General features: G+C 55.3%; 12 protein-coding genes. 7 read left to right on the forward strand and 5 right to left on the reverse strand.

The window, feature by feature from the left end; genetic code table 11:
- Positions 1-80 precede the first annotated feature (80 nt).
- Positions 81-314, forward strand: coding sequence for a hypothetical protein (locus tag NO878_RS16820; protein WP_256407126.1), 234 nt, complete (start codon positions 81-83; stop codon positions 312-314).
- A gap of 872 nt (positions 315-1,186) precedes the next feature.
- Here NO878_RS16820 and NO878_RS16825 read toward each other — a convergent pair.
- Complete coding sequence (locus NO878_RS16825; RefSeq protein ID WP_256407127.1) at positions 1,187-1,507, reverse strand: hypothetical protein; 321 nt, start codon at positions 1,505-1,507, stop codon at positions 1,187-1,189.
- Between the two features lie 133 nt (positions 1,508-1,640).
- The gene (locus NO878_RS16830) at positions 1,641-2,921 is read right to left on the reverse strand and encodes an RNA-guided endonuclease InsQ/TnpB family protein (protein WP_256407128.1); all 1,281 of its coding nucleotides are present in this window, start codon (positions 2,919-2,921) and stop codon (positions 1,641-1,643) included.
- Between the two features lie 253 nt (positions 2,922-3,174).
- On the opposite strand from NO878_RS16830, the gene NO878_RS16835 reads away from it, so the two are divergent.
- From NO878_RS16835 to NO878_RS16850, 4 genes are all read left to right on the forward strand, one after another.
- Complete coding sequence (locus NO878_RS16835; RefSeq protein WP_256407129.1) at positions 3,175-3,927, forward strand: hypothetical protein; 753 nt, start codon at positions 3,175-3,177, stop codon at positions 3,925-3,927.
- Positions 3,928-4,193: 266 nt separating this feature from the next.
- Entirely contained in the window at positions 4,194-4,379 is a 186-nt protein-coding gene (locus NO878_RS16840; RefSeq protein ID WP_256407130.1) for a hypothetical protein, read from the forward strand.
- Positions 4,380-4,443: 64 nt separating this feature from the next.
- Positions 4,444-7,779: a beta strand repeat-containing protein gene (locus NO878_RS16845; RefSeq protein ID WP_256407131.1), complete on the forward strand. Its 3,336-nt coding sequence runs from the start codon at positions 4,444-4,446 to the stop codon at positions 7,777-7,779.
- 139 nt (positions 7,780-7,918) lie between these two features.
- Positions 7,919-10,615 (forward strand): right-handed parallel beta-helix repeat-containing protein, encoded by a 2,697-nt coding sequence (locus NO878_RS16850; protein WP_256407132.1) that lies wholly within the window; start codon positions 7,919-7,921, stop codon positions 10,613-10,615.
- A gap of 55 nt (positions 10,616-10,670) precedes the next feature.
- Here the strand turns inward: NO878_RS16850 and NO878_RS16855 are convergent, their stop codons facing one another.
- Entirely contained in the window at positions 10,671-16,310 is a 5,640-nt protein-coding gene (locus NO878_RS16855; protein ID WP_256407133.1) for a PKD domain-containing protein, read from the reverse strand.
- Positions 16,311-17,544: 1,234 nt separating this feature from the next.
- Complete coding sequence (locus tag NO878_RS16860) at positions 17,545-18,783, reverse strand: RNA-guided endonuclease InsQ/TnpB family protein (protein WP_256407134.1); 1,239 nt, start codon at positions 18,781-18,783, stop codon at positions 17,545-17,547.
- Between the two features lie 295 nt (positions 18,784-19,078).
- Between NO878_RS16860 and NO878_RS16865 the strand changes: the two genes are divergently transcribed.
- On the forward strand, positions 19,079-20,110 hold the full coding sequence (locus NO878_RS16865; protein WP_256407135.1) for a COG1361 family protein: 1,032 nt from the start codon (positions 19,079-19,081) through the stop codon (positions 20,108-20,110).
- A 530-nt stretch (positions 20,111-20,640) separates the two neighbouring features.
- Here NO878_RS16865 and NO878_RS16870 read toward each other — a convergent pair.
- On the reverse strand, positions 20,641-23,832 hold the full coding sequence (locus tag NO878_RS16870; RefSeq protein WP_256407136.1) for a hypothetical protein: 3,192 nt from the start codon (positions 23,830-23,832) through the stop codon (positions 20,641-20,643).
- Positions 23,833-24,541: 709 nt separating this feature from the next.
- Between NO878_RS16870 and csg the strand changes: the two genes are divergently transcribed.
- The coding region (gene csg, locus NO878_RS16875) for an HVO_2072 family ArtA-dependent S-layer glycoprotein (protein WP_256407137.1) at positions 24,542-26,970 on the forward strand (2,429 nt) is incomplete at its 3' end.

Genomic DNA, 26,970 nt, shown 5'->3' on the forward strand with positions numbered 1-26,970 from the left:
GATGGCTAATCTGATCCGCAGACGAATGCCATCTAAGGACTACGGTGAGACGACGGCTTGTCCGGAGTGTGAGTCGCCTGATGTGTACCAGCGGAAAGAAAAAACCCCACCATGGCGTTGTCCAGATTGTACTGCAGAAGTTGAACTCCCTATCATTCGTGAGCGCCAGGCTGGCCGACAGGGAAATCAAGTACTGCAACGAGAGATTGAAGCTGTTCGTGAAGCCCGACGCAACCGCGATCACACTGAAAGTTGATTTCTTCCTCACCCTGCTCATCACACTCTCGCTCACGATTTACTATGTGAGCACATAGAGTGCCTACAATCCAGTCTCAGCGCAGTTTGTGAACCTGTCTTGAGCTGAGCGGCGCTGGCCGAACCCCTGATATGGTCGCTTACCAGACAAATTAGATGCCTCTGAGCCAACGAAGTGTGTCGTCAGGCGAGCAAAGTAGCAGGAGTACTTCACGTCAAGCTCGGATCTCTAGGTTCTTGATCTGCCTATTGAGGAAAAGCACTAAAGCGGCAGAATGCGGGAAGCTGCCGCCGGTGTTGTGGGAGTGACGAACACCGAATATCGGGGGCGGGTAGGGGTACTGCCCTGTATGGGCAAATAAGTGAACGTCATTTTCGTATAAAAATCTTGTCTGAACGAGAGCAACGCGAAAGAAGGCCGGACAAGCAAAGTCTCACTCACATTAGAGGATGCGTGAAAATCGCCATCAGAGAGGGGTCGATGCATGGTCGATCCGGACCTGACGGCGAGTCCACCGAACAGTGTTCGGGGACAGTGGCAGCTACCTACCGCAAGACATAGAAAACTACTGGTAGTTGACTGGCTATACCCCGTCCTCGTACTCTTCGTGGTACTGGTCGGTCGCTACTTTACCATTCCAACGTGGGAATCCCACAGTTTCGCCGTGAGAGAATGTCAATCTTAGACGCGACGGTGATGTTCTCCGGAAGCTCAAGACGTCTGCGTCCACCTTGTCCAGAACGATGATCACAGCGACGGGAAAGTAGAGCTCCCAGAGTAGGTGGTATTAGGATACATCTGAAACGCTTCGGCTGCTGTCTGTGCCTGCTCCCGTGCCTTGTGACTGACATATATTGGTGGTGCGTTCCTCAGCGCGTTCGCCGGTCGTCGCACAGGATGCACACACTGTCTCGTCGTCGAGAATAGCGATCATCGACTCGCACTCGTCACGTGGTTAACAATTTGAAGCACGTCCAAGTTTGTCACGGGTTTGCCACCGATTTCTTGGCCGGTATTGGCTGCGTTCACCGCGCGCAGCACGTCAAGATTCCCGAGTTTGTTATCAGAACCGCCAAAACGGACTACAAGCGAGCTTTCTTCGCTGACGCTAATGTTTACGCTCGTCGTGGCACTTGCTGTTCCATCTGTGGTTTCGATTGTTGCCTGTGTGTCAACAGTATAGGTTTCTGAGGCTGCATCGTCACTGACCGCGAACGTTACCGTCACGGTTGTATTGCTGCTGGCTGGCACGTCCGTCGTGATCAGTCCAGGTGGCGTCGATCCAGAGAGATTCTGGGCAACATCGCCACCGACTGCCTGTAGCTTGACATCCTCCCACCCCTAAAGGGGTGGGATTCCCTGTCCGCCGGTGGGATATTGTGGTTTACGACGTGACCTGTTCTTGAGGCGCGAACGCACCAGTTTCCTTGTCAAACAAGTACGTCGAGGGCTGTGCCAACCAGCCGGTACTCCTATCACCGCCATCCGCGGCGAGACTCGGAGTTACTTTCTGGCGAATGTTCTCCGCTCCGTTCACATCGGCGTTCGCCACCGCCTCGCACCCCTCGCAGACGTACAGCCCCCGTTCGACACGATTTGCAGCCCGCTCCTGCCCACACCCCGAACACGTTTTCGAGGTGTCCCGTTCAGACACCCGTTCGACTGCGACCCCCTCTGCCTTCGCTTTGTATTCAAGGAGACTGATGAAGCGGTCGAACGCCCACGAGTGTAAGTCAAGATTCCCGTGTGGACCCCAGTCTTTCGTTTCGTCGCTCCGGTTGTCTTCACGGATGCCGGACAGATCACCCACCGCGATTGTCCCGACACCCTCCTCAACACACCGCTGGACGATGTGCTTCGAGAGAGTGTGGAAGTAGTGGGTGCGACGAGTCGACTTCTTGTGGTGAAGTCGCGTGGTCGGCTCCGACGTGGTGTCGTCACACTTCGCGATCTGCTTGCTGAAGTAGTAGTCGTCCTCTTTCAGACAGTTCAGCGGGTACAACTCTGCGTGCTCGTCTTCGTAGGCGAGGGCAGCGAAGTTGTTGATCCCGAGGTCGATTCCGACTGTCTTGTCGCCGGGTGCTTCAGCGACTGTGACTTCCTTTTTACAGACGAAGTGGAGTTCCCACTCGTTGCCCGTCCAGACTGCCCGAACCTGTTGGACACTCTCCACCGTAGAGGGATCAACCTCGGGCCGAGTCTGGTACTCGCACAGCGCGAAGTCCGACCAGTAGTCTTTCAGATTCTCTCCTTTGGAGAGCCGGACGCGGTTGTATTGAGTGTCAAGTTTGAACCCAGCGTCTTTGAACGTGACCGTGCTTCGAGGGTGGTCGTCGCCGTGTTTGCGGTAGCCGGGCGGGTTCGCTCGGGTGTCTCCATTCTGTCGTTTGCCGTACCAGCTAGTGAACGCCTCAGCGAGCTCTTGGAGAACGCGCTGACTTGACTGTGAGTGGAGGTCACTATAGCGTTCGTGTGACTTGAGGTACGCGGTGAGTTCGTCGTGATCAGGGATGTGGTCGATTTCGTTCCACACTCGATCACAGACCCACCGACCGACATTCCAGAGTTTTGAGGCGGCGAATCCGAGAGCGTCAAGATCGTCTTGCACCTGTGATTGGTTCTGGATGGACGCAGTATAGGTGCGTGTGACGACCTGATTCGCCATACGTAATCTATGTCTGAAAACTGACTTAACAGTGTGGGTTCGGCAGCGTGGAATATCCAGCCATGCTGTCATCGGTTGATGATGGAGGAGCTGTCGGATTCATCCCACCCCTGAAGGGGTGGGCTTTCTCCTTGCTACTGCTGTAATATGTATTTATGATAATTGGATGCTATTTTAATCTCAATACTGCAGATAGTGTCATTTATCTAACTTTCCGAAGTATTCATGCCTTGGGGAAGCCTGTAAATCTGTAATGGCGGTAGACTCGAACGAACAGCATTTCCGCGATGAAACTACGCATGACCTCTGTCTTGACGTGATTATTCGCGAGCGGTTCGGCGACACGCCAACATGTCTCGCCTGTGGGGGAGAGGATCTCTTGCCGAACGGTACGACCTCCAGAACCAAGGCGCCCCGCTACAAATGTGGCGCGTGCGGGAACGTGTTCAACGCACTCTCAGAGACGATCTTCAACCGCCGGCAGATCTCCCTTATTGAGATTTGCTACATCTTACACCAGAAAGATGAGCGATCAGCCCGCGAGATTGCACGTATCCTGAACATCGGCTACGAAGGCGTTCGACGGACGATCGCTAACTTTCCCGAGGAGCCACCGGTTGCTCCAGCCACAATTCGGCAGGTCTTCAGTGAGGATGAATTGCTGGCGGCGGCGCCAAACGCGCCGACCGATGGCGAAGAGACCGAATGGCAGGGACTCCTGAAAATCCGGGTCTTGGAATCCGCCCACGAGCGGTTGACCGAGTGGGAAGCCGCACACGGAAACTGTACGCATACCGAAGCAATCGACGAACTGCTTGATCGCGTTGAGGCATCCTCGATTTCAGTCGAGCCCGAAGACGCGCCCGATATTGGCGTTCAGGACCCCGACAAGCGCGTGACGATTTCGATCCGACAGAGCACCAAACGCCGTCTAAAGATTTGGAAGGAGTTGTATGGCTACACCTTCCATGATGCCGTGGTCGTCTTACTCAATACAGTCGGCTGAAAGTAGTGGCGCACGCACGCGCGTTCAACTACCTGATGGGGAGAACTCACGCACTACGCCTTCGATGGGCAAAACTGCCCGTATGCGGACCAATTGGCCGATACACTCCCGGATGACCATCCCGCTCACTGCGGTTGGTGTCAACTATATTTGACTTGGAAAGCCCATACCTTTATTGGGATTGTGGTCAACGTCTGGTCTGTGGGTATCCGAACAAGATCCGGATGGAGCACAGTAACTAGACCCACACGGATATGACACAGGCGATGCCCAACGAGAACAGTCCCGGCGATGACGCCCCGGTCACACGGACCACCATAGAGGTGGACCAAGCTGTCTGGCGACAGCTCCGGAGTGCGGCCGTCGCCGAAGGAAAGAACGTCTCGACAAAACTCGAAGAGGTCCTTGCGGATCACTTCGATGTCGACTTAGACGACACAGATACGAAATGACAATCCAACCTTGCGGTTATCGATGCAGTATCGCACAGACAAGTAGTTTAGGAGGTGATCGTGCATGACAGGCTCAGATACGGACGTACGGCAGAAGTTCCGTGCCATGTTCCTGGCCTTCATCATGGTCACGTCCGTCTTCGGCGCGACCGTCGCCCTCTCCGGGAGTGCGGTCGCGGATGAGCCGACTGCAACGGATCAAGATACAGACGGTGTTACGGTTTCGCCCGGTGAAACAAACGTTACTGTCCAAGAAATTCAATTCACGGATGGTACTGGCCCCAACGATGCCAACATAACCAATGTCACCATCTCGATGCAGGCTGGCAACGCAGATAATATAGATCAGGTTTACATCTATAACAAATCTAGTGGTGCCGAAATCGGGAGTGGCGAGATTGGGAACCAGATCGAACTGTCGACAAATCTAACGGTTCCAGACAGTGGAAGTCGAAATATCCTGGTCACTGCAGATGTTAACAATTCTGCAGAGATTTCAGATGGCGACTCGTTCTCCACAAGTCTGACCCAGTATGGGTCCGTCGACGATGGAACCGAATCCAGCGCGGGGACTTCAACTCCCGTGCTTGCGACTTCGAGCGTGACCTACGACGTTGGTAGCACTTCGTCAAACTCGAAGACGAATGACGACGCACGTGCGAATATCAACGTCAGCATCGATACGGCAGTTGCCAACACGAACGGCGTGAACGAGTCGACGGTCGGGATCGTCGTCCAGGACACTAACAACCAGAACGACAGTGTCCAAGTCGTCAAGGCTGGCGAGATCGTCAACGGGACTGACAACGGCACCAACCTCAACGGTGCTGGTGGAAACGTCACCGTCGACGTAGATGTCCCGCTGCCTGACAGCGACGGGAAGAACTACGAAATCGTCACTACCAGCGCGATCAATGACGACGGCGGAAATCAGATTATCGCCGACAGCACCCGGATAGGCTCCACCCTCGCCCCTGTCGACATGGAGCCAACGGATCTGGTGGTTAACTCCGACACCCCCGTCTTCGCGAACACTGACGGTGACTCGGCCGCAACCGACGAAAAAGCGACTATCCAGGTTTACGCCGTCGACAAGTACGGCAACCCCATCTCTGACGAGACTGAGGTCAACGCGACTGTCCAACTCTCCCCCAGCGATGGTACGTCGACTATCACTAACGTCAGTGGTGTTGGCAACCAATCCAGCCCGTACAACTTCACGGTCAGCAATACTCAGATCACTGAGACGACCTTCACGGCCTACGACACGGATGCGAGCGATAGCTCGCTCAACTCTGGAGAGGCTACCCAGAGCTTCGTTGGCCGGGTTGACGATGTCTCGGTGAGCTTCAACCGGACAAACGCTCCGACGGACGGGTCGGCCGTCCAGGCTCAGGCTCAGTTGCTTGACGCCAACGGCGACTCCGTTCCCAAAGACAACATCAGCGTCTCGTTCAGCTTCCAGAACGGGAGTGCTGCCGGTGTCTCGGCTACTAGTCCCCAGACAACGAAAACGAACGCCAATGGGGTGGCAACGCTAAACTTCACGGCCGCGAACTCTGGCGTGACGCTGGGCGTGACCGCTATCGAGCAGAAGAACAACAACGCGGGCTCGGCCTCGATCCAGACCGTGCCTGGAACCATCTCCTCGTCGAACACCGAATTCCGGCTGAACGACGAGCTTATCGACAAGTCCGGTGACGACCCGACGGTACAGGTCGCCACCGACCACAACGTATCCGTTCGTGTGCTTGACTCCAACGGGAACGCGATCCCGGCTCAGAGTGTCACCTACACGCTGAACGGTTCCGAACTTACGACCGTCACGGCCGACGATAGCGGCTACGCGAACGCGAGCATCACCCTGCCCGAGCAGAAGGACACCTACATCCTGAACGCCTCGGCAGGTGCGTTCAACGCCAGCGCAACGGGGAACGCACAGGTCAACATCACGGCCACCGCCGCGAACCTCACCTCGATCCGGCTCGCCCAGGATCAGCAGACAACCTTCGCTGCTGACTCCTCGAATAACGTCGTGACGGTCGAAGCAGTCGACCAGTACGGCAACATCAACGAGACCAACAGCGCGATCGGAACCCTGACGCTGACGTCGTCTGACACCAACGTCTTCGACTTCGGCGGCAGCGCTTCCACTACCGCAAGCTTCAGTAGTGGAACGGCATCGGTCTCGAGCCTTAACGCTGGCTCGGAGGCAGGCAGCGCAGACATCACTGCCACGGTGCCTAACGCCAATATCTCGAACACCTCGGCAACGTTCAGCGTTGGCGAGCCCCAGAGCATCGACGTCACCTTCAGCAGTGACGTCTCGACGAGCTCGAACAGTCAGACCAACCAGACCGCGACCGTGACGGCTCAGCTGCTCGGGCCTGACGGGACCGCGATCGGTGTGAAGGACGAGAACATCAGCTTCGCGCGCCAGAACGGCAACGCCGCCGAACTGGATCAGTCGGCAAGTGACTACACGGTCAAGACTGATTCGAGCGGCAAGGCGACCTTCCAGGTGAACGCGACGTCCAACACCGGCGAGACGACGTTCCTCGCCATCTCGGACAACTACAGTGCCCAGGGCACTGGCACGATTACGACGACTGGCTCGGCCGATGGCGTCAGCCTCTCGCCGGCCCAGACGTCGCTTGGTGTGAACGAATCGACGACGGTCACCGCGACCTTCGTTGATAGTGCGGGTCGCACTGTGCCCCGGACAAGCAGTGTCACGCTCTCGGCCAGTGCGGGTACGGTTGAGAGTCCCAAGAGCAACGCCACTGAGTTCGTGAACGGCGTCGCAGAGGCGCAGTTCACGTACAACGCGTCGACGGCGTCGGCGAGCACGGCGACGCTGACGGGTGTCGGCGGTGGCGTCTCGGGCACGGCGGTCATTGAGTTGACCGGCGAGACTGGTGCTGCCTCGGTGACGTTCAACGACCAGACGGTTGCGAACGGGTCGACGAGCGTGACTGTGGCAGACTACGATCTCGGGACCGAGGGCCAGTCGGTGGCCATCTGGACGGTCTCGGATGGCTCGCCCGATCAGGTCATCGGCCAGGTCAACAGTAGCGAACTGGACGCGACCAACGGGTCGGACCTGACGGTCCAGCTGGACAGCGAACTGACGGCGAACACGACCCTCGTGGCCGCCGTCCACAGTTCGACTAGTCCGAGCGCGAGCAACATCGTGGTCCAGGACAGCGCCTCGATCACGGTGACCCAGAGCAACGTGCCCCAGAATCTCCAGCGCTTCGCTGGCGATGATGGCCAGATCGACAACCTGGATGTCCTGAACGCTGTCAACGCTGCCAACAGTGGCGGCACGGTCGGCGGCGAACCCGTCGGCAACCTTGACATCCTCGAACTGGTCAACTACGTTACCCAGCAGGGCTAAGCAGTCCGCTCTGCCCTTGCGGTAGCAGTCGCGGCTCGCGGTTGCGGTTTTATTTTTTACAGTACACAGCGACAGCCCCTCCGAGCTGCTGCGTGCCTGATTTTTATTGCCCGGTGCTGTCCAATTGGTCATCATACGAATGGACGAGACGAGAGGACAACGGAGCGAAAAGTCGACGTCACCAGTGATAGAATCCGGAACAGCGACGAAGGCAGCACGGAAGCGTAATCCACTGGCGAGGGTGATCTGCGTCAGCACAGCCTTGCTGATGATCACGGCAACCGTTATTGGCGGAGTTGCTGTGGCACAGTCGACTGATCTCGTCGTCGCTACGGACGGGAGCGGCGACTACGCCTCGATCCAGGCAGCAGTCGATGCCGCGACAGACGGTGACCGGATCGTCATCAAACAGGGCACATATGTGGAGGCCGTCGACATCAGAAAAGACGTTACGCTCATCGCCCCGCAGGGTGCGATGGTGACCAATACGTCGGCGGTCAACCGGAGCGCAGGGTTGCTGATCCACGGCGACGCCGAACCTGAGGTACGGGGGCTTACCATCACCGGGTGGACGTACGGTGTCAGCGCCGCTCGAACCGATGGGGCATGGACAGTGGCAAATGTCACGATTACCGACGCTGGTCGGCACGGGATGGCGCTTGATCAGGCGACCGGCCAGTGGACGGTTCAAGATACGACAATCCGAACTATTGAGGGCTATGGCATCGACGCTTTCCAGACCGTTGACGGGCGCATACGTAATGTGACGATCATCGATGCCGGGAGTGGCATCAACCTGTATGAGACGACCGGCGACTGGATGGTGACAGACAGCCAGATCGAACAGGTTGACGAAGACGGTATCAACACCGGGGCGGGCGGCAACGGCGACTGGCTAATTGCGGACACGGTCGTGCGTCAGGCTGGCGATACGGGCATTGCTGGGGACAACCACGATATGGGCAGCCCAGTTGTGCGTAATGTAACTGTAGACAGCGTGACAGATGGGATGACCTTCTACGACGCCAGCGCCAACCTGACTGTGACAGACGCGACGATAACGAACGTCACGGACAGCGGCCTCTCGGTCAGCGGTGCCGACGGGGCATGGACAGTCGAAGACATCACCGTGCGGAACGCCAGTGACCACGGTATCGACGCCTACCAAGCCACAGGCGGCCAAGTGCGAAACGCGACCATCACCGACGCGCGGCGAGGGATCAACCTGTATGCGACCGGCGGTGACTGGACAGTTGCGAACACCGTTATCAAACGCGTTGACGAGAACGGTATCGATGCCGGGAACGGCACCACTGGGACGCCGCTCGTGCGCAACGTGACTATCAAGAAGGCCGACCGAGGGCTAAGTTTCGTCGCCAGCGAGGCCGACTGGACAGTGACTACGACAACAGTCACGGGAACCACGAACGCGTCGGTTGTGGCCACAGAGACGACCGGCGCCTGGACGCTCACAGCGTCGTCATTCCCCGATGGGACCGGCGTCGCGGTCAACGCCACCAGCGCGGCTGTCACCGGGAATGCTTCGTACAACTACTGGGGTGCGACTGACGGCCCAAGCGGCGACTTCAATGGATCCGGTGGCGCGGCAATCGGTAACCTCGTCGTTGAGCCTTACTATGCCGACACGGGGCAGACGACCCTCGGGAGTAGTACTGACGCGGGTCCCACGATCACGACCGCGAGCGACCTGCCGGGCAGCGGCACTACGGCCGATCCCTACCTCGTGCACAATGCCACCGCGCTCGGTGTGATCGAGACTGATCTTGGAGCGAGGTACGCGCTCGGTGCGGACGTGGATGCGAGCGCGCTGGCTGCCGGTGCTGGCTTTGAGCCCATCGGGACTCAGGCCAGTCCTTTCACCGGGACTTTTGACGGCCGAAACCACACGATCAATGGACTCACGATCGACCGACCGGGCAGCGATAACGTCGGTCTGTTTGGGTACACCGACAGCGCAATCATTCGAGACGTCCACCTGCGGAACGTGTCGATCTCCGGACGCCGCCAAGTGGGCGGACTCATCGGATGGAACGTCGGTACGGTGCGGAATGTTTCGGTCGAAGGACAGGTGAACGGGACCGCCAACGTCGGTGTCGTAGCCGGACAGAACTCCGACCTGGTGACCAAAGCGTCGGCGGCGGGCCGGGCGAATGGTACCGAGGTCGTGGGCGGGCTCGTGGGCCTGAACTTCGAACTCCAGAGTACAATTAGTGAATCCTATGCCACGGCCCGGGTGAACGGCTCCGAGGACGTCGGCGGCTTGGTTGGAGTAAACGTCGCGCACACCGTCGTTGAGCGGTCGTACGCGACTGGCCGGGTCACGGGAACCGACTCGGTTGGGGGGCTGGTCGGACGCAACGTCCGGGCGGCGGAGATCACACAGACCTACGCGGCCGGCGCGGTGCGTGGCACGACTGATGTCGGCGGCCTCGTGGGCACTACCGGCGACGGTGCCACGGTTACGGCGTCGTACTGGGACACTGAAGCGAGTGGTCAGTCAAGATCGGCTGGGAACGCGACTGGACTCCAGACATCGGCGATGACTGGCACGGCAGCGGAGACGAACATGACCGGGCTTGCCTTTGGCAACGAGTGGACGACCACCGATAGGTATCCGGCGCTGACGTGGCAGCCCGGTGCCGAGACACCGAAAGCCGGGGACCCGCTGGTTGCTCGGTTCGGTGGTGAAGACGGCCGGGTTGGGAACCTTGATGTGCTTCAGGCTGTCAACGCTGCCAATAGCGGCGGCACGATTGGCGGCGAGCCGGTCACTAACCTCGACATCCTGCAGCTGGTCAACCGCGCCAACCAGTAGGGCTACGACTCGCCCTGCCCTTGCGGTAGCAGTTGCGGTTCGCCGTTTCGCGGTTTTATTGATTGACGTGATTAACAAGCCGAAGCACATCGAGATTAGTCACGGGCTCTCCTCCGATTGAACGGCCTGTATTGGCCGCATTGACTGCGCGCAGCACATCGAGATTACCAATTGTCTCATCGCTACCTCCGAATCGTGTCTCGAGAGAATTCTGTTGTTCAATGGATATTTCTGCGGTTGTCGTTGCGTTAGTGACGTCACCATTGCCAGGCTTGATCGTTGCTTCCGCTGTCACTGGGTAGGTCCCGACTGCGGCATTTTCAGACGTAAAGAGGACTATGCTCACGGTGGCATTCTCTCCCGCTGGGACGGGGTCTGTAATGATCGCAGGGGGACTTGCATCCGAAAGATCTTGATTGATGTCGCCAAGGACATCGATAAGCGACGTGTTTGCTGGGCGGTCAGGATACTCAACCAGAATACTTTCTGTCCCATCAGTTGGATTGACAACCGTATATGAGAGCCGCACAGCCGTACCAGGAGCTGTCTCAGCCTGACTATCGACCGCTGTTATGATCGACGTTTCCTCGTCACTTTGCTGCGTTACTTCGACCACGCGGTTCGTTGTACTTCGTTTTTTCTCGTCGTCAACCACGGTCAGCGCAACGTCGTACTGGCCCGGTTCATCGTAGGTGTGACTCACAGTTGGGGCAGCCGCTGTCTCATCAATTGTGCCGTCGCCGTTGAAGTCCCACTTATACCTCTCAATTGTACCGTCTGCGTCGGAAGCCCCGCTTGCATCGAATGTGATCGAAGCCCCTGCCGTCGGTGAACTCGGAGCAATATCAAACTCAGCGACTGGTCCGTTGTCAGATGCCGACGATCCAGATGGAATCTCGTCAACTCGCTCATCCGCATCGGCAACCAATGCCTCGCCGTCAGTCGGCGCATCCTGACCACCTTCGTGGACAGCCAGTGCCGCTGTCCATGAGATCGTCTCACCAGGGGCCACAACCGTCTCTCCGACGTGGTACCCGATTTGACCCTCACCGTCTGTAATCCACTGGTGGGGGCTGGTTTTACCCGTCAGGAAGCGTACTGTGGCGGCGTTCTGACCATCGAAAATCGTTCCGTGTTCTGTCCCCCTAGATGTTGTCCACCGTCTCGTCTGGGAGAATTGCTGTGGTGACTGGTCACCAATCTGGAATCGGTATGCCGAATTAGTGCCATCACGACCAGCGAGACGCAAGGAGTGGAACAGCTGAATTCCGTCGTGGATGTCACCATCGTCTTGGTCCAACTCAACCGGCTGTGTGTCGATATTCGTGATGTTCAGCTGTGTGAGTGCGTACTCGCCGTCTGCGAATACGGTCGCCTGCCACGCAATCTGGACGCGAGCCCCGGTGTGCTCGTACGAGTAGTTACGGACAACCCGATATGACGCAAGGCGGTCGGTTTCGGCGACGATTTTGAACTCACTCGTTGATTCATAGGTTGGGCGATCTTTTCCAGTGCTATAGGGATTATTCGGCAAGGCACTAGTTCGATCTAGAACTCGACGGTCATCATCACGCCCGACGACGTCCGCGACTTGCCGTCCGCCACTGACGTTCTCGCCGGCAATCTGGAGGAATATCTCCCCGTTCCTAATACGGATATCCTCGGTCCCATCGCCGGTAAAGTCGCGGCGCTCGGCTGTCGGTGTGCTGTCGCCCGCAGTATTATCATCGACTCGTTCGATCTCCACGTCGTCGACCTGTGTCGTGAAGTCGCCGCTTTTCACTCGGAGATACGAGAGCGCATTCTCAAAGCTTCGGGCGTCTCGAGTCGTTGTCCCACGTCGCTCGCCGTTGATGAAGTACGTGAGTGTTACCTCACCACCAGATCGAGCGTACCGGATCGTGACATCGTTCCAAGCATCAATCTGGTAGGATCCGAGGTCAGTCCCACTTCCAGCGACCGTTCCGTCGGGAGTGAAGACAACGAGCCCGGAGCCACTCCCAGCACTCCAAGAGCCGGTTTCAGTATTGAGCTTCACCGCACCGTTGTGGTCGTGACAGCCGATCTCTCCGTTAGTCGTCGGCCGGATACTGAACGAAATTTCTGTTGTGCCCGAGTTCGGTAGTTCTGTCTCGCGATCCGCGATTGCCTCCCAGCAACCGCCATGACTGCCCTTAAGCTGGAGTGCTCGGTCACCATTTGCCACCGGTGAGTCGATAACCTCTTGATTGCGGTTCGCGATCTTCGTCCACCCAGAGGGGAGCTGGCCGACTGGCGTGTTCTCGAAGTCGGCTTTGAGGAGAGTCTCGTCAGGATCGTTATCGTCTTGATCTTCTCCGACTTGAATTACCCACGTGGACGAGGCTTGGTTCCCGTCGTCGTCGGTGATTATGAGTTCGCCGGTGTACTCGGCGGGGTTAGTGTAGGTGTGTTTCGCCTCCGGCGTCTGGGTCGTCGCATCGATCGTCCCGTCGCCGTCGAAGTCCCACTCGTAGGACTGGATCGTACCGTCTGGGTCGGTCGCCTCTGCTCGGAGCGTCACCGTCTCATCAGGTACTGGGGCAGCGGGCGAGACGCTATAATCCAAAACGGTCGGAGCGGCGTCTCCTACCTGGATTACGGCGGTCGTCTGATTTTCTATTCGTCCAGCAGAGACAATTAACCTGATTACATATTCTCCTGGTTCAGAAGTTGAAAACTCGACAGTACGGCTGTTTGAAAGGTCTCTCGAAACGTCTGTCGGACCATCTAATTGTATCCACTCATACGAGATGCTTTCTGGAGGCCTTTGAGTTTCGGTGTTAGTCGCCCTGAGTTGGATAGTTTCACCCGAATCCAACGACTCTTCGGTAATAGAGATATTGGCTTCTGGGACACTCGCAATAGTCACATCGGCCTTCGTCGGGACTTGTTCAACGTTTCCATCTTCATCCCGCGCTCGTACCTCGAATGTGTACTGACCTTCGGGTAGATCATTAAAAACCGCGGTGGTATCGGTTGTCCACGGTGACCAGGAATCCTCTAGGCCACGGAGTCGGAAGGAATATTCTAGTTGGCCAGCATCGGAGTTAGCATCAATACCCTCCCAAGTGTATTCGACAGTGTCACTACTAGCAATATTTGTCGGACCATCCGTTATTTGTGTTACTGGAGGTGTCTCCTCTCCTCCAAGTGTAGTTTCAGCGATTGGTTCGACATCAACCTGAGATACATCGCCATACGTGTTCAGAATCGCTCGGGTCTCAAACGCATAACCTCTTTCTTCGGCAGCGGTTCTGGTGTCTCCAATTAATAGGAATTCAATTCGATACTGTTGATTGGATTTTAGATCTGCGTTCAGTGTAATGGGTCGGTTGAAATCTGCTGCCGTATATTCGTACTTATCGCTTAGAGATTCTTCGAGTCCTTCAAGTAGGAACGAGGCAAGTGTACCTATTGGTGCTGCGAGGCCAAGCTTTGTCATGATTGTATCTGTAATACTGTTCTCAGCAAGAGACATCCCAGCATCCTCTGCAATAGCCCCCCATCTACCATCATTTGATGGGTCAAAATTTGTAGGATAATTATTCCCAACGACGTTTCCAGATTTAGTGGCGACAAGCTCGTCTGATGTCGTGTTAATGAGGCGAATTTTGTACGACAGGGCTGTTGATCCGCCTCCGCCCCCATAACTGAAGATATCAGTCACCGTAACACCAGAATGTATACGGAAGTCTGGCGTGATCGTTACTTTATGAGAACCAGAGTGTCTGGTTTCGAAGGTCCCATCGTATAAGGCACCCGAAGTACGCTGTGATGCTGCTTTGCCGGACGTAACGTAGTATCCCCCGGTTAGGATGTTACTCTGTTGAAGAAAAACAGGGTTGCCATGCTCACTCATAGTACTCTTAGCAACCTGAATCTGGCGAGACTCTACATAACGTTCCTGATTGAGCTTGGAGATAGATGTCTCATTATAGCCCATGACTAATCCAGACTGAGCCTTCGCATTAGCGACAGACTTGACGGTCGGATCATTAGAGAATATCTCACGTTTCTGGAATTGCGGGGTTACCTCCAAATCTTGAGATATCGTTACTGTTACTGACTGCTCATCCTTCTGTGGATTAGGAACTGCCCCATCCCAGCCATTAAAACGATATCCTACATCGGATTGTGCCGAAATTGTCACTTCAGTACCCTCGTCATACTCGCGCGAAAAGTCACTTGACACACTCGTATCTGGTGGAATTATATTTATACTCCCATTTTCCGGTACATTCACATCTAACGAATATGTCTGGGTCTCGAACGGCGTCATCCTCACTGTCGTCCCCTCACCCGCCTCCACCGTCACCATCTTCGACACCTCAGTCAACTCATCGCTCCCGAAGTCGGTCGGTTCGACGGTGACATCGTAGGTACCTTCATCCAGAAGTAGCCCACCGTCCCGATCGAGTTGCCGTCGCTCGCCGTCAACTAGCACGCGATACTTGTTCGCGGCCACCTCGTCCCCATTACGATTGACGACGTTGACGGTGAGACCCCCGACCCCTTGACGCGGGAGGTTGACGGGGACAATCAGAGACTCCCCTTCGGAGAGTTCGAACGTGCCCGTGATCGTCTCGTAGCCCGCCGCGTCTGCCGTATAAGAGTACGTCCCAGGGGCAAGGTTAGCGAAGGATACGTCGCCTTCGTCGTCGGATTCCCGCGTGGCACCATCGAGAGTGAGCCGTGCATCTTCAACTGGTTCGCCGGAGAAGTCGTAGCCGTCGACGGTGTTGGCTTTCATCACCTTGAATGACACTTCGGCTTCCTCGGCGAACTTCGCCTCGATATCCCGGTCTTGATCCATCGTGACCGTGATGTCGTCGTCGGACTCGCTCACACCAGCGGGGAGGTCGCCGTCCCATTCGACGAAGGCGTGGTCGTCGTCATCGTCCGCCTTGAGGTCGACTTCCGTCCCTGCCTCGATAGCGCCGGTTCGTTCGGCGTCAACATCACCCCCTTCAGTACTGGAGACAGAGAGATCGTATGTCACCGGAACGGAGGTCTCTACCTCGATACTGTCACTACTATCGAGCGAATCGATCCGCTGGCTCCCGACCACCTCTCCGCCATGATGAATTTCAACGGTGTAGTAGCTCGAATCGTCCGCATCGCCTGGTGGGTACAGGTAGAAGTCATCGCCACCATCAGGCGTGTGTGCGTAGCCGCTACTTCCGGTCGTCCCTTCTCGCCACTTGTAGGATTCGTGGGACTTGATCGTCATTCGTGCGCCTTCGAGTGGTGTGGACCCATCCTCATGGACTGCTCGTACAGTGAGTGAATGACGCTCCTCGGCATTGATTTCTCGTTCGGCCGATTCACCACCGTTGAGTTCGATCCACCCCGTATTTCCCGCGGGTTGATCTTGGATATATGCTGAGACAAGATACTCGTGGCCACCCGGAAGATCTGAGAAGACGTGTTTGAGATCGACGCTTTCGTAGTTCTCAATTTTCTGATACGGGTCACTCCAATCGCGATCCTGATAGATGACGAGCGAGTTCACCTCTGTCGCCTGTTCGCCATCGACCTTGACATCAATAGTTAGTGAAGCAGTCTCGTCAGCAGTCACCGAAATAACTGCGGCCGGCTGTGACACTGCGACTACGATCGTCAATATAGCAATCACTACTCGATGAAGCTGACCGCAGCCTGAATCCTTGGACATCAGTACCGGCCACCCCAAGCCAGTATGTGTGAGGTAGCGTACTGGGTGTCTCGAAACTGCCGTTGCCGTCCCCCTGCCATCCCAACCTGGCTTAGTGAAAAGCCATCTTCTAACTTGATCAGTCCGCTAGGTCGCCCCCTGAGACAGACATGACTCCCCGGCATTTTTCTATTACCTAACTAACCTATTCTTTATTAAATGTTAGCCCATTTAAATATAGTAAGCACTAGTGAGTTCCGGGTCCTCGGGGTAGCTGCTGCCTAGTGAATATGACAGGACAGGGATCTGTTTTTGAAAGGTGTTATATGATCTCAGAAACAGACATATGTGCTGACGAAAGTCAGCGCACCGGTTCGGCACGAATCTACGCCGACCCGTCAGGAAGAGGTCTAGCGGACCCAATCCGCTTTCTCGATATTCTTAGTTCTTGGTGTTCTCATGGAGCCAAACAAACCAATTCTTTTTCCAAGAGTCGAAACTCCCTACCAGCGACGACTGACTGGTATTCCCCATGCAGGGAGAGCCTCACCGTTTACGGCGAGGGAGATGTCACGGGGTCGCTGCAACTCGGGGAACAGCTGTGCTAGCTGCGTTAGATCATCATATCACAGATGAGACGAACGGAAAACAAAACTCTTGAAGCAGTCTTTGGAGATATGAATACTCGGGGACGGATCTCGTATACGGAATTCAAAGAGACCGTCGCAGCTGTTGTTGGGAAGTCTTTGGACCAGTGGCATGATGACCACGTTGCGGGTCATGACTCAATTGCTCCCCCAGAACGCAGACAGTTTGATCCAACTGATGGGGAGGGTACTACACTAGATGTCGCGGCCTCAACTAGGGATAACAGAACCGTCCAAGAGAGCTTAACTGTTGAGTTGAATGGTTCCGCCTCAACTTCGGCTGTTACCTGCAGTTGGGCACAGATTTGTGGCCCGACTGTTGAGCTAAGTGACTGCTAATCAGCAACCCCAGAGTCGGTATCGGAGGAGACACCTCTTGGCTTCGAATTAGAAGTGATCGACGAGAACGAGAATACTGCCGTAGATACAGTTACCATCACAATCACGACATCGTCGTCAATGACGCTGGTCGGCCGGTTTGACAAAGATAGCGATAACCAAATCGGGAATTTTGACGTGTTACACGCAGTCAATGCAGCCATTGACATCCTCCTCCGGCTAAAGCCGGAGGAATCCCGAGCGTTGGGATATTAGGGTTTGCAGTCCCCCTATTCTCTCGGTGTGAACCGTCCGCTCTCACGGTCGAACAGGATGACTTCGGGCTGTGCCAACCAGCCGTTACTCATATCCCCCAACGGGGGACTCTGAGTTATCTTTCGCCGGATGTTCACCGCACCGTTCACGTCTGCGTTCATCGTCGTCTCGCACGACACACAGACGTACAGACCGCGCTCCACGCGGTTCGCATCTCGAATCTGCCCGCAACACGAACACGTCTTCGAGGTGTTCTCCTCGTTCACACGGTCAACGAGGATACCGTGTTCTTCGGCCTTGTATTCGAGCAGGTTCGTGAATCGGTCGAACTCCCAACCGTGGAGTTTCTTGTTCCCCGACGCTCCCCAGTTCCGCGACTCACCGTTCCCATCTTCGCGGATGTCGCTGAGGTCGCCAACCGCTATCTTCTCCACGCCTTCCTCGACACACCGCTCAACGATGTGTTTGCTAAGGGTGTGGAGGAAGTGATCTTTACGTCGGGAGAGCTTCTGCCGAGCCTTCCGCGCACGTTTCGACGGGCCGTTCTCGCCTTCGGTCTGGTACTCCTCGCGAGTGAAGTAGTGCTTGTCCTCTTTCAGCACATTCCCCGGATACAGCTCACTGGCCCCGTCTTCGTAGTCGATTGCGAGGTAGTTACTGATACCGAGGTCGATCCCCGCCGTGTTGTCGCCGGGTGCATCTTCGACTGGAATTTCTTTCTTGCAGACGAGGTGCAGTTCCCACTCGTCGGCGTTCCAGACAGCACGCACCTGCTGAATATTCTCGACTTCTACGTCGGGACGAGTTTTGTACTCAGCGAGGATGAAGTCTGATCGACCATCTTTCAGGTTCCAGCCTTTCGAGAGGCGCAGTTGACCGTGTTTGGCGTCGTGCTTGATTCCTTTTTGTTTCCACGTCACGGTGGAGCGTGGGTGGTCGTCGCGATGTTTGCGGTAGCCCGGTGGGTTATTGCCGTCGTCGGAGTTGTACCAGCCGTTGAACGCTTCAGCAAGTTCTTCGAGAACTCGCTGACTTGACTGAGAATGCAGGTCACTATAGCGTTCGTGATCTTTCAACTCTGATTTGAGTTCGGCTTCGTCGGGTATCTCACCGTCGTCGTCCCACCGTTCTTGGATGTAGTAGCGTCCGACGTTCCACAGTTTGGATGCGGAGAACCCGCACTGGTCGAGGTCGTCACGAACCTGTCGGTAGTTCGTGATGCGTGCGACGTAGGTGCGGGTCGTCTCCAGCATCGTACTGTGTTCATAACATCTTATGAGAATGTGATTGCTAAAACTAACGACGGCGGTTGAATATCCGGTTGGGGTGTCGTCGGTGGTCTGTTGAGTGGGTGTCGGATTCATCCCGCGCCTGAAGGCACGGGTATTCTCCTCGAATCTCTATAACAACGCAGAGATTGCTGGAGATCACGTCTCCAATCTGGATATCTTGCAGCTTGTCAACCGTGTTAACAGCTGATTTTTGTGAGAAAATCAATCATTAGAATCGCAGCCATAGACTTATTTTTGTTGCGACGATGGCCCAACTATGTCCATTCGATCAGTCCACTACATACTCGCAGTGTTGGCTGCTGGTATGCTCCTGACGGCGCCAGTTGGGGGCGCATTCGGTGCCACCCCGGGCTATGCAGAGACATTCAACGATCAACACCAAGATGCCACTAATTCAACTGGAGAGGAGATTATCGTCGCGAACGAAAGTACGGTTACGGGAACCCCAGGCGGAACGGTCACGTTCACAGTTACGGTAACGAACACTGGAGAGAACGCAAGCGCAGGGTTGGTCGAATTCACTGATATCCCCGACAGTGCGGAATTGACTGATGTTTCAGGTGACGTCAGCCAGAACTTGTCGGGATCGAGTCCACCGGCTGTCATCACCTCACAACTGGCGCCCAATGAATCAACGAGCGTCTCTGCAACATATACGCTCAACCAAACGGCGACGAGCGATACGACGACCGTTAAGGCAACGTTTACTGGTGGGGATATGCCCATCTCAGGAACGACCTCGGTCGACATCAACGTTGAACAGCCCGATGTGATTGCGACGCCGAACGAAGAACTGACAATCACTCCAGGCAACTCTGGGACGGTTGAGCTCCAAATAAATAATACCGCGACGTTTGAGAGTAGTGTTCTTCTTGAGTTCACGAATCTCCCGGAGAATGTGACTATTGCCGACGTTTCAGGGAATATCAGTCAGGATCTACTTGGGAGTTCTCCACCGGGAGTGATTACGACCTCTGTTTCGCCAGGAGATGCTACGCGCACGGAGGTCCAGCTTCGTCTGTCAGAGAATGCTACGGACACAGAAAACGTAACTGTGCAAGCAACGATCGCTGATGGAAGCTCTGACGGGACTACCGTGTCGGGAAGCACTATCATTCAAGTTACGGCTGGTACTTCTCTCGAAAAGCGCTTCGGGGGCAACGACGGTAAAGTTGACAACGTGGATGTGCTTCAAGCGACTAATGCCGCTAATAGAGGCGAAGAAGTCGGTGGGGAGCCAGTCACGAACCTCGATGTGCTTCAATTGGTGAACCGCCTGACGCAGTGAACCGCCTCGGGGTCAAGCCCTGTGGCATTCGACTTGTGCAGCCGGCAAATTGTCCAGCGGTTGTGCAACAACGAGTTGCGTTTGGATTTTTTTGTCGCTCATGATCACGGTTTCGCATATGATAATAACCCAACAGTCTTAACTAGTGAGCTAGAAAGTACTACTAGCAGGGCTTGTCATAGTCCTCTGCACGCCTTCTTCAAAGGCATCCTGTCTTTCACAGCAATCCAAGGAGAAAGCCCACCTGAAGCCGTGGGAATCCCTTCTTGACATTGTTCCCGCGGTGATCGCTCTGCTACTGATTCGGCTACCGATTTCTTGGAGGCAGCCTTCAGGTTGGTACACCCCTCTTTGGGATCTTTTCCGGTGTATATTGTCTGACTTACCCCCACAGTGCTGGAGACACTACCGAACGCTACCGCTTGAGAACAGAGAGACTATTAATGACGCTGTCGCTGATGTCGGTGTCAGCCACGTTCGCAAGTTCCGCGATACAGTGGCTTCGTTTGTCCATACCGAGGGAAGCGTGTTCAGTCACGGAGAAAAGTCAATAGACGACGACCTGCGACAGAGGCAACGACTAGTGTAAGTAGTCCTGAACTGAGAGTAAATCCAGTTCCGTCCCCGGTTGTTGTCGGTGGTTGTTGCGTGGCTGTCTCCTCTGCTGTACGGGGGTCTCGTGGTTGTGACGACTGTGGTGGTGTTGGCGTCTGTGTTCCCGTGCTGGTTGGCTCTTGTCTGTCTGTCGTCCTGTTCAGATTGATTGTCGTACGCACAGTATCTCTAACAAGGTTGTCAGTTTGAAATGTAACTCTGCCAGAAATATTCGCGGTGTTAGTGGATACATTGGATGAAAATGCAAGTCCAACTGTAACCGTCGTTGATTCACCTGAATTCAACTGACTAGTAATGATACCTGGAGGATTTGCCCCTGAGAGGTTCTGGCTGATATCTCCACGAAAAAACTGGATTTGTGGCGAAGTTTCTAATTTAGTTAACTCCAGCAACGCAGCACTCTGTGAATCACCGTGATTCGTTAGCTGATATTCCACGCTAATGATCCCAGAGGTTAAATTTCGAGAAACGCTTTGCACCTGAATATATTGCTTAGCCGGATCTGTTCCAGCCGGGGGTGATCCCGGCTGCTGTGGAGTCGCCGTCGTTGCCTTTCGCTTGACTACAAACGTTGTTGGTTGCACAATATCAACCTCGGAATTTGGTCGAACGGAGTACAGACCAGAATCATACGGCTCAAGTGAGACGGTTGTTGTCCACGTACCGGACTGCCAGTCAGTAACCGTCAACAGAACCGTTTGATTACCCGGTGTACGGAGGAGGAGCTCAATGGCATTTGTTTTGGCCTGGAGGTTTGTGGTACCACTAATGACGGCTGTTGAGCCAGGGCTGATTGGTGAACGCTCCTGCGTACGAAGCTCACTGACAGCCTGTACTTCGATTCGTGAATCCGTTAGCTGCACACGTTGGTGAGCAATTTTATCGTCGCTTCCAGAGTCATTTGTTGTCTGAGCTACGAGCCGGGAATAGAACTGATCCTGCGTCAACGGCCGCTCTTCTAGTGTAGACAAATGCATCTCTAATTCTTCGGCTGTATCAGTAGTATTACCCTTGGCGGAGCCATCCCCATATGACTGATCTATACCGTTTGAGATGGCATATACATCGATAGATCCTTCGGCCAACGATGATATGTCGACTGTAGATAATAAATACTCCTCGTCGTTCACGGATGGCGACCTGACAACTGCTACACCCCGTTCATCAAGCGCCACTACCACAATCTCATCATCACCTGGTGCTTCTCCAGATATGTTGACATACTTATCACTGGTCGATATCTCTCCCAGTTGATCAGATAATGACAACGTGATATTCGGGCGTTTGACTGCGACCTGTTGACTTGCATGGGTTCGTTCTTGCAGGTCAGATAACGAGAGAGTTTGAGGAAAATTCTCAGCGGTGGCTTCTCCAGTACTCCCTACTGCAACAAAGCGATAGACTCCTGGATACTCAATTACGTCGTTACCAGACCCATTAGCTGCTGTGAATTCTTGATCCTCTAATTGAAACTTCCCACTTGAATTCACAGAGATTGTGCGCTGAAGCCCGGTTCCACTAGTATTTAGATTAAGGAGTCGATATTCTCCACTGTCCCGGACATAGTAGCCGACATGATCCACGCCAGAAGTAGCGTTTCCACTAACAGACGTTTCAGTTCCGATGTAGTACGGAGAGACGGCATCTAACTCCATGTGGTTCTCTTGAACAGTAAAAGAGGCTGTATCCACAACCGAAGAGGACATTATTTGATCAGCTGCCGCCACTCTATTTTCATGAAGTCGAATATCGATGTCTCCTACTGCGAAAACCCCCGTGTCGAACTGGCCACGAGCTACACCATTCCGATCATCAACGTTAAGACGGAGGTATACTGAACTCGGTGATTGAGTATCAGCCGTTAGATACTCTCTCCGTGGATGTGTTTGACCATCCTCAGTAATGATCCCTACCTCTTCCACGTCTCCGCTTAACGAGAGATCCTTTAGAATACCATCTCTCGTAACATCCGTTTGGAAGAAACGCCAGGGTACTGTCACCAGAAATTCTTGTCCATTAGCTGCGCCAGTAACTTTGAATGTAGTTCGAGACCCCTGATATGTGGCTGACTGGTTCCACTGTATGGTTGGGTGTGAGTTCCGATTTACTGTAATCGTGGATGACTGCTGAGCACTTCCGGTAGTGAGATCGTCGGAGCCAGAGACCGATATTGTATAGCTTGGTGACGGATTCTTGGGGAACTGTAGCTGCCATGTGACGGTCCCATCTGTGCGACCAGATTTGATTTTTGACCCGGTGAGTAGTTCTTGAGTGACATCAATCTCGTCTTGATTCTGGACTGTTATCTCTAGATCCTCTGCGGCAGCAAAATCATAGTCTGCAATAACCGACACAGTTTCGCTTTCTTTTGAACTAACTGTCCCCCCACCGACCTGATCGCCGAACCGATTTTTGATTTTAAGATTCCGGACTTCTGGTTGATCAACTCGGACTCCTGGGCTTGATGAACTTCCATCAGTAGTATACCGTGTCTGGGCGATCTCTTTTGGGACGGGGGTCTCTAACGGCTCTGAACTGGCATTTGTTGGAATCAATGGGTTCGTGAGATTCCCTGCAAATTGAATATCTTCTTCACCCCGATAGACTGTCGCGCCTGCATACACGAAGCCGCTTCCTGACCGAGTATCGAATGTACCGGACGCTCCCGTTCGTGACTCGGTGACTTCCCTAACAGTGAATGTCTCGGTTGAAACTCTGGTATTATTATGATAGCTATGAACCTCAAAAGTAGAATTTGTCGTTACTGGAGGATGGTTCAGACTGAACTCAAGTGTAAGCGCGGTGGATTGAGAGTCCGACCCGTGATCGTGATATACTACTCGGACACTTTCGTTAGTGCCATCTTGATCTAATCCGTCAACAATACGCGTGGTGAATTGGGCTTTTTCAGACCTTCTCCCAGAAGAGACACTTGTTTTCGATATCTCCCCCGAGTACGAATCTGGAAATGTAAATAGCCACTCTCCTGATGTGGATGCATTGTGTGTTGCCTCTATCTGATGCGAGATTTGCGTGTTTTCGGGCGGAGAATCCGGGGAGATCGTCACAGTAGCTGCGTTCGTATCCGCCTCGTCTGCTGCAATCACGATTGGCGGTGGCAAAAGTACGCAAAAAATCACAACCGCAAGTAGTATTGACCGCCGAAGCGTCATAGGTGACTGTGTCTTTATCGGGCCGTCCGAATATACGTATTGCTATCTATCGCGTGCGCAGAAGAGAAATCGCAGTCTGACGTTCGTCAGACGTTAACCGCCGAATACATGGGTCTGAGCCTTTCTAAAGCGGGACCACAATACACAAAGTATTTAACAATACCTCCACGAAATCGGGGTGCGAGACGACCCTCATCCTGTGCAGCTGGATTGGGGGTTGTCTTCCATCGTACAAACCATGACAGGATCTAAGAAGAAGGCAAAAGCGCTGATTTTCTCAGCGCTGATGATCTTCTCTGTCTTGACCGTAGCGACGACACCCGTGGCTGCGCAGCCGCAGGTTAGCGTCTCTGCGCCGTCTGACGCCGGGTCAGTCGATCAAGGCGGAGAATTCTCGATCCAGTATACAGTCGAAAATACTGGTGACCAGTCGAGTAGTGCACTAATTGAATTTACGGGACTTCCGGACAACACCACCGTTGAGTCATTCAGCGGTGACGTCAGTCAGAACCTTTCGGGATCGAGCCCGCCCGCAGTGATCACGAGCTCGGTCAATAACGGTTCAACGACGACGGTCACCGCGACGTTCAGCGTTGGCAGTAACGCCAGCACTGGCAGTCAGTCGGTCGACGTTGATGCGACCATGACTGGCAGTGGTACGACGTCCACTGACTCTGCTTCCAGCACGGTTACGGTCAACCAGGCTGGTGGCGGTGGCAGTGGCCCCGGTGGCGTTGACCCCGACGGTGACCTTCGCTCGGCCAACGCAGATGGTACGGGCGACTTCAACACCGAAGACGGTGAGGGGTACTTCCTCCCCGATGCAACGGTCTACCAGGGCGAATCCGACGTCTTCGAAAGCGATGACTTCCAGGGTAGTCTGACGAAATCGGCTGGCGACTCTGAGGGTGTCCCGCTCGATACGCCGGACATCCCGCAGAGCCAGCAGACTGGCCGATACGACGACGGTAGCGGAAACACCGTCACCGTCCAGACCCCGCGCGTCACGACGCTTGACGTGCTCAACACCAACGGCGAAGACATTGCCGGCGGCTCCGTTGCCGAAGGCGTGTCCGACTCGAGTGGAGCAGGTCAGCTCACGGTCGTTGGTGCCTGGAACTACGAGAACGCCGAAAACCTCGAACTGACGATCGAGGACGACTCCGGTCTCGACGTGACCGGCGACGCCACTGACGACGAAATCAAGACGAGCGCCGATACCGGAACGGACGTTAACGGCCAGTCGATTGCCGTCAACGAGGTTGGCTACGATGTCGACCTCTCGGACAGTGGTACCGGCACCTACACTATCGAGCTCGCTGGTACTGACGACCTCGACTTCGGTGAGGCCGCTCAGTCCACGACGCTTACCGTCACCGGTGACGACGACGCCAACCTCAATTTCGACGCGGACGAAGTCACTCGTGGTGAGGACGCCCGCTTCGAGATTCAGGGTTCCGACGCTGGTGACACCCACGCAGTCATCATTGAAGGTGACGAGTTCCGCGACGGTGTTACGGCCGAGAACGCCCAGCGGATCTTCCGCCGCGTTGGTGACACCGACGAGGTCGGTGTCGTAACTGACGGCGGCGCCAATGCAGTGCCGCGCGGCGATCAGGTTACTAACGACATCGACTACGCGTACGCGACCATCACGATTGACGACGACACCGGTGTCGGCGTCGGTCAGGTCGAGACGCAGTATCTCGATGACTCGGACGTGGACGTCTACCTGTACGAGCAGGGCTTCGGCGTGCCGTTCGATCAGGATTCCTCGGCAGCCGACGACGCTGAGGAAGACGATGTCTCCATTAGCGTTGAGGAAGGCGACCTCTCGATTGACTCACCCGGTAGCACCTACGTTGTCGGCAGCGAAGTCGACATCAATGGGACGGCGTCGCAAGGCATCGACGAAGTTGCCTTCTACGCCCGCCGGAACAACAACTACGAACACGTGCCTATCGACGGTCAGGACACGATCACTGTCGACGCTGACGACACCTTCGAAGAAGAGGATGTTATCCTCTCGGACGACAGTAGAATCCTGAGCCAGCCTGGGACCTACCGGTTCGGTGTCATCGACGTTGACGGACTCAACCAGCCGGTTACCCAATCGCTGACCACCTCGCAGTTCAACACGAACACAAGCGCGCAGATGTCTCTGCGTGTCACCGACACGGAACTGACCGCGAACATCAAGTCCGTCGGTGGTCAGGTCTCCACGACCGACCAAGTTGTGAACATCACGGGTACTGCGTTCGGTGCCCAGAACGTTGACGTGGTCTTCGTCGGTGACCGTGGCGGTTCGTACGTCACGGACATCTCGGTTGACGACGACAACACGTTCGAGGAAGACGAAGTCACCATCGGGAACAACATCGAGAACTCGCAGAGTGTAAGCGTGCACATCCTGTTCCCTGGCCGTGACGGTGAATACGGCGACACGAACTCGGATGACATCCGGGACATCATTCCGGACGGTAACACTCTGACGGGCGAGCAGGTCCGTTCACGGATCGTGGACGACACGACCGAGGCCGTCGCCAGCGACGACCGCATGGTCACGGCGACGTTCCGGTACGCGGACGCACAGTCGACGATCCAGACGGTCTACCCCGGTGGCATGGAAGCCTCGGGCGTCAACCCGGTCGGAGTCGACGACACGATGGTCGTCGAAGGATCGACCAACCTCCGTCCGGACGACAACTCGATCACGACCGAACTGCTGACGACCGAGGGCGACTCGGTCGCGCTGTCGACGACCGACGAGTGGTCCTACGACGGCACGTGGTCGACCGAGATCGAGCTCGAGGACGTCCAGACGGGGACCTACGACCTCGAGGCCGACGACGGTGAGAACACGGACATCGTCGAGGTAGAGATCGTCCAGAACGTCCAGACGGCGACGCCGGAACCGACGGAGACGGCGGAACCGACGCCGACTGAGACGGCAACGCCGGAACCGACGGCCACGGCGACGCCCGAGCCGACGCCGACCGAAACGATGGAACCGACCGACACGCCGACGCCCACCAGCGGTGGCGGGCCCGGCTTCGGTGCCATCGTCGCGGT

This window comes from Haloplanus ruber (assembly GCF_024494725.1).
Taxonomy (GTDB): Archaea; Halobacteriota; Halobacteria; order Halobacteriales; family Haloferacaceae; genus Haloplanus; species Haloplanus ruber.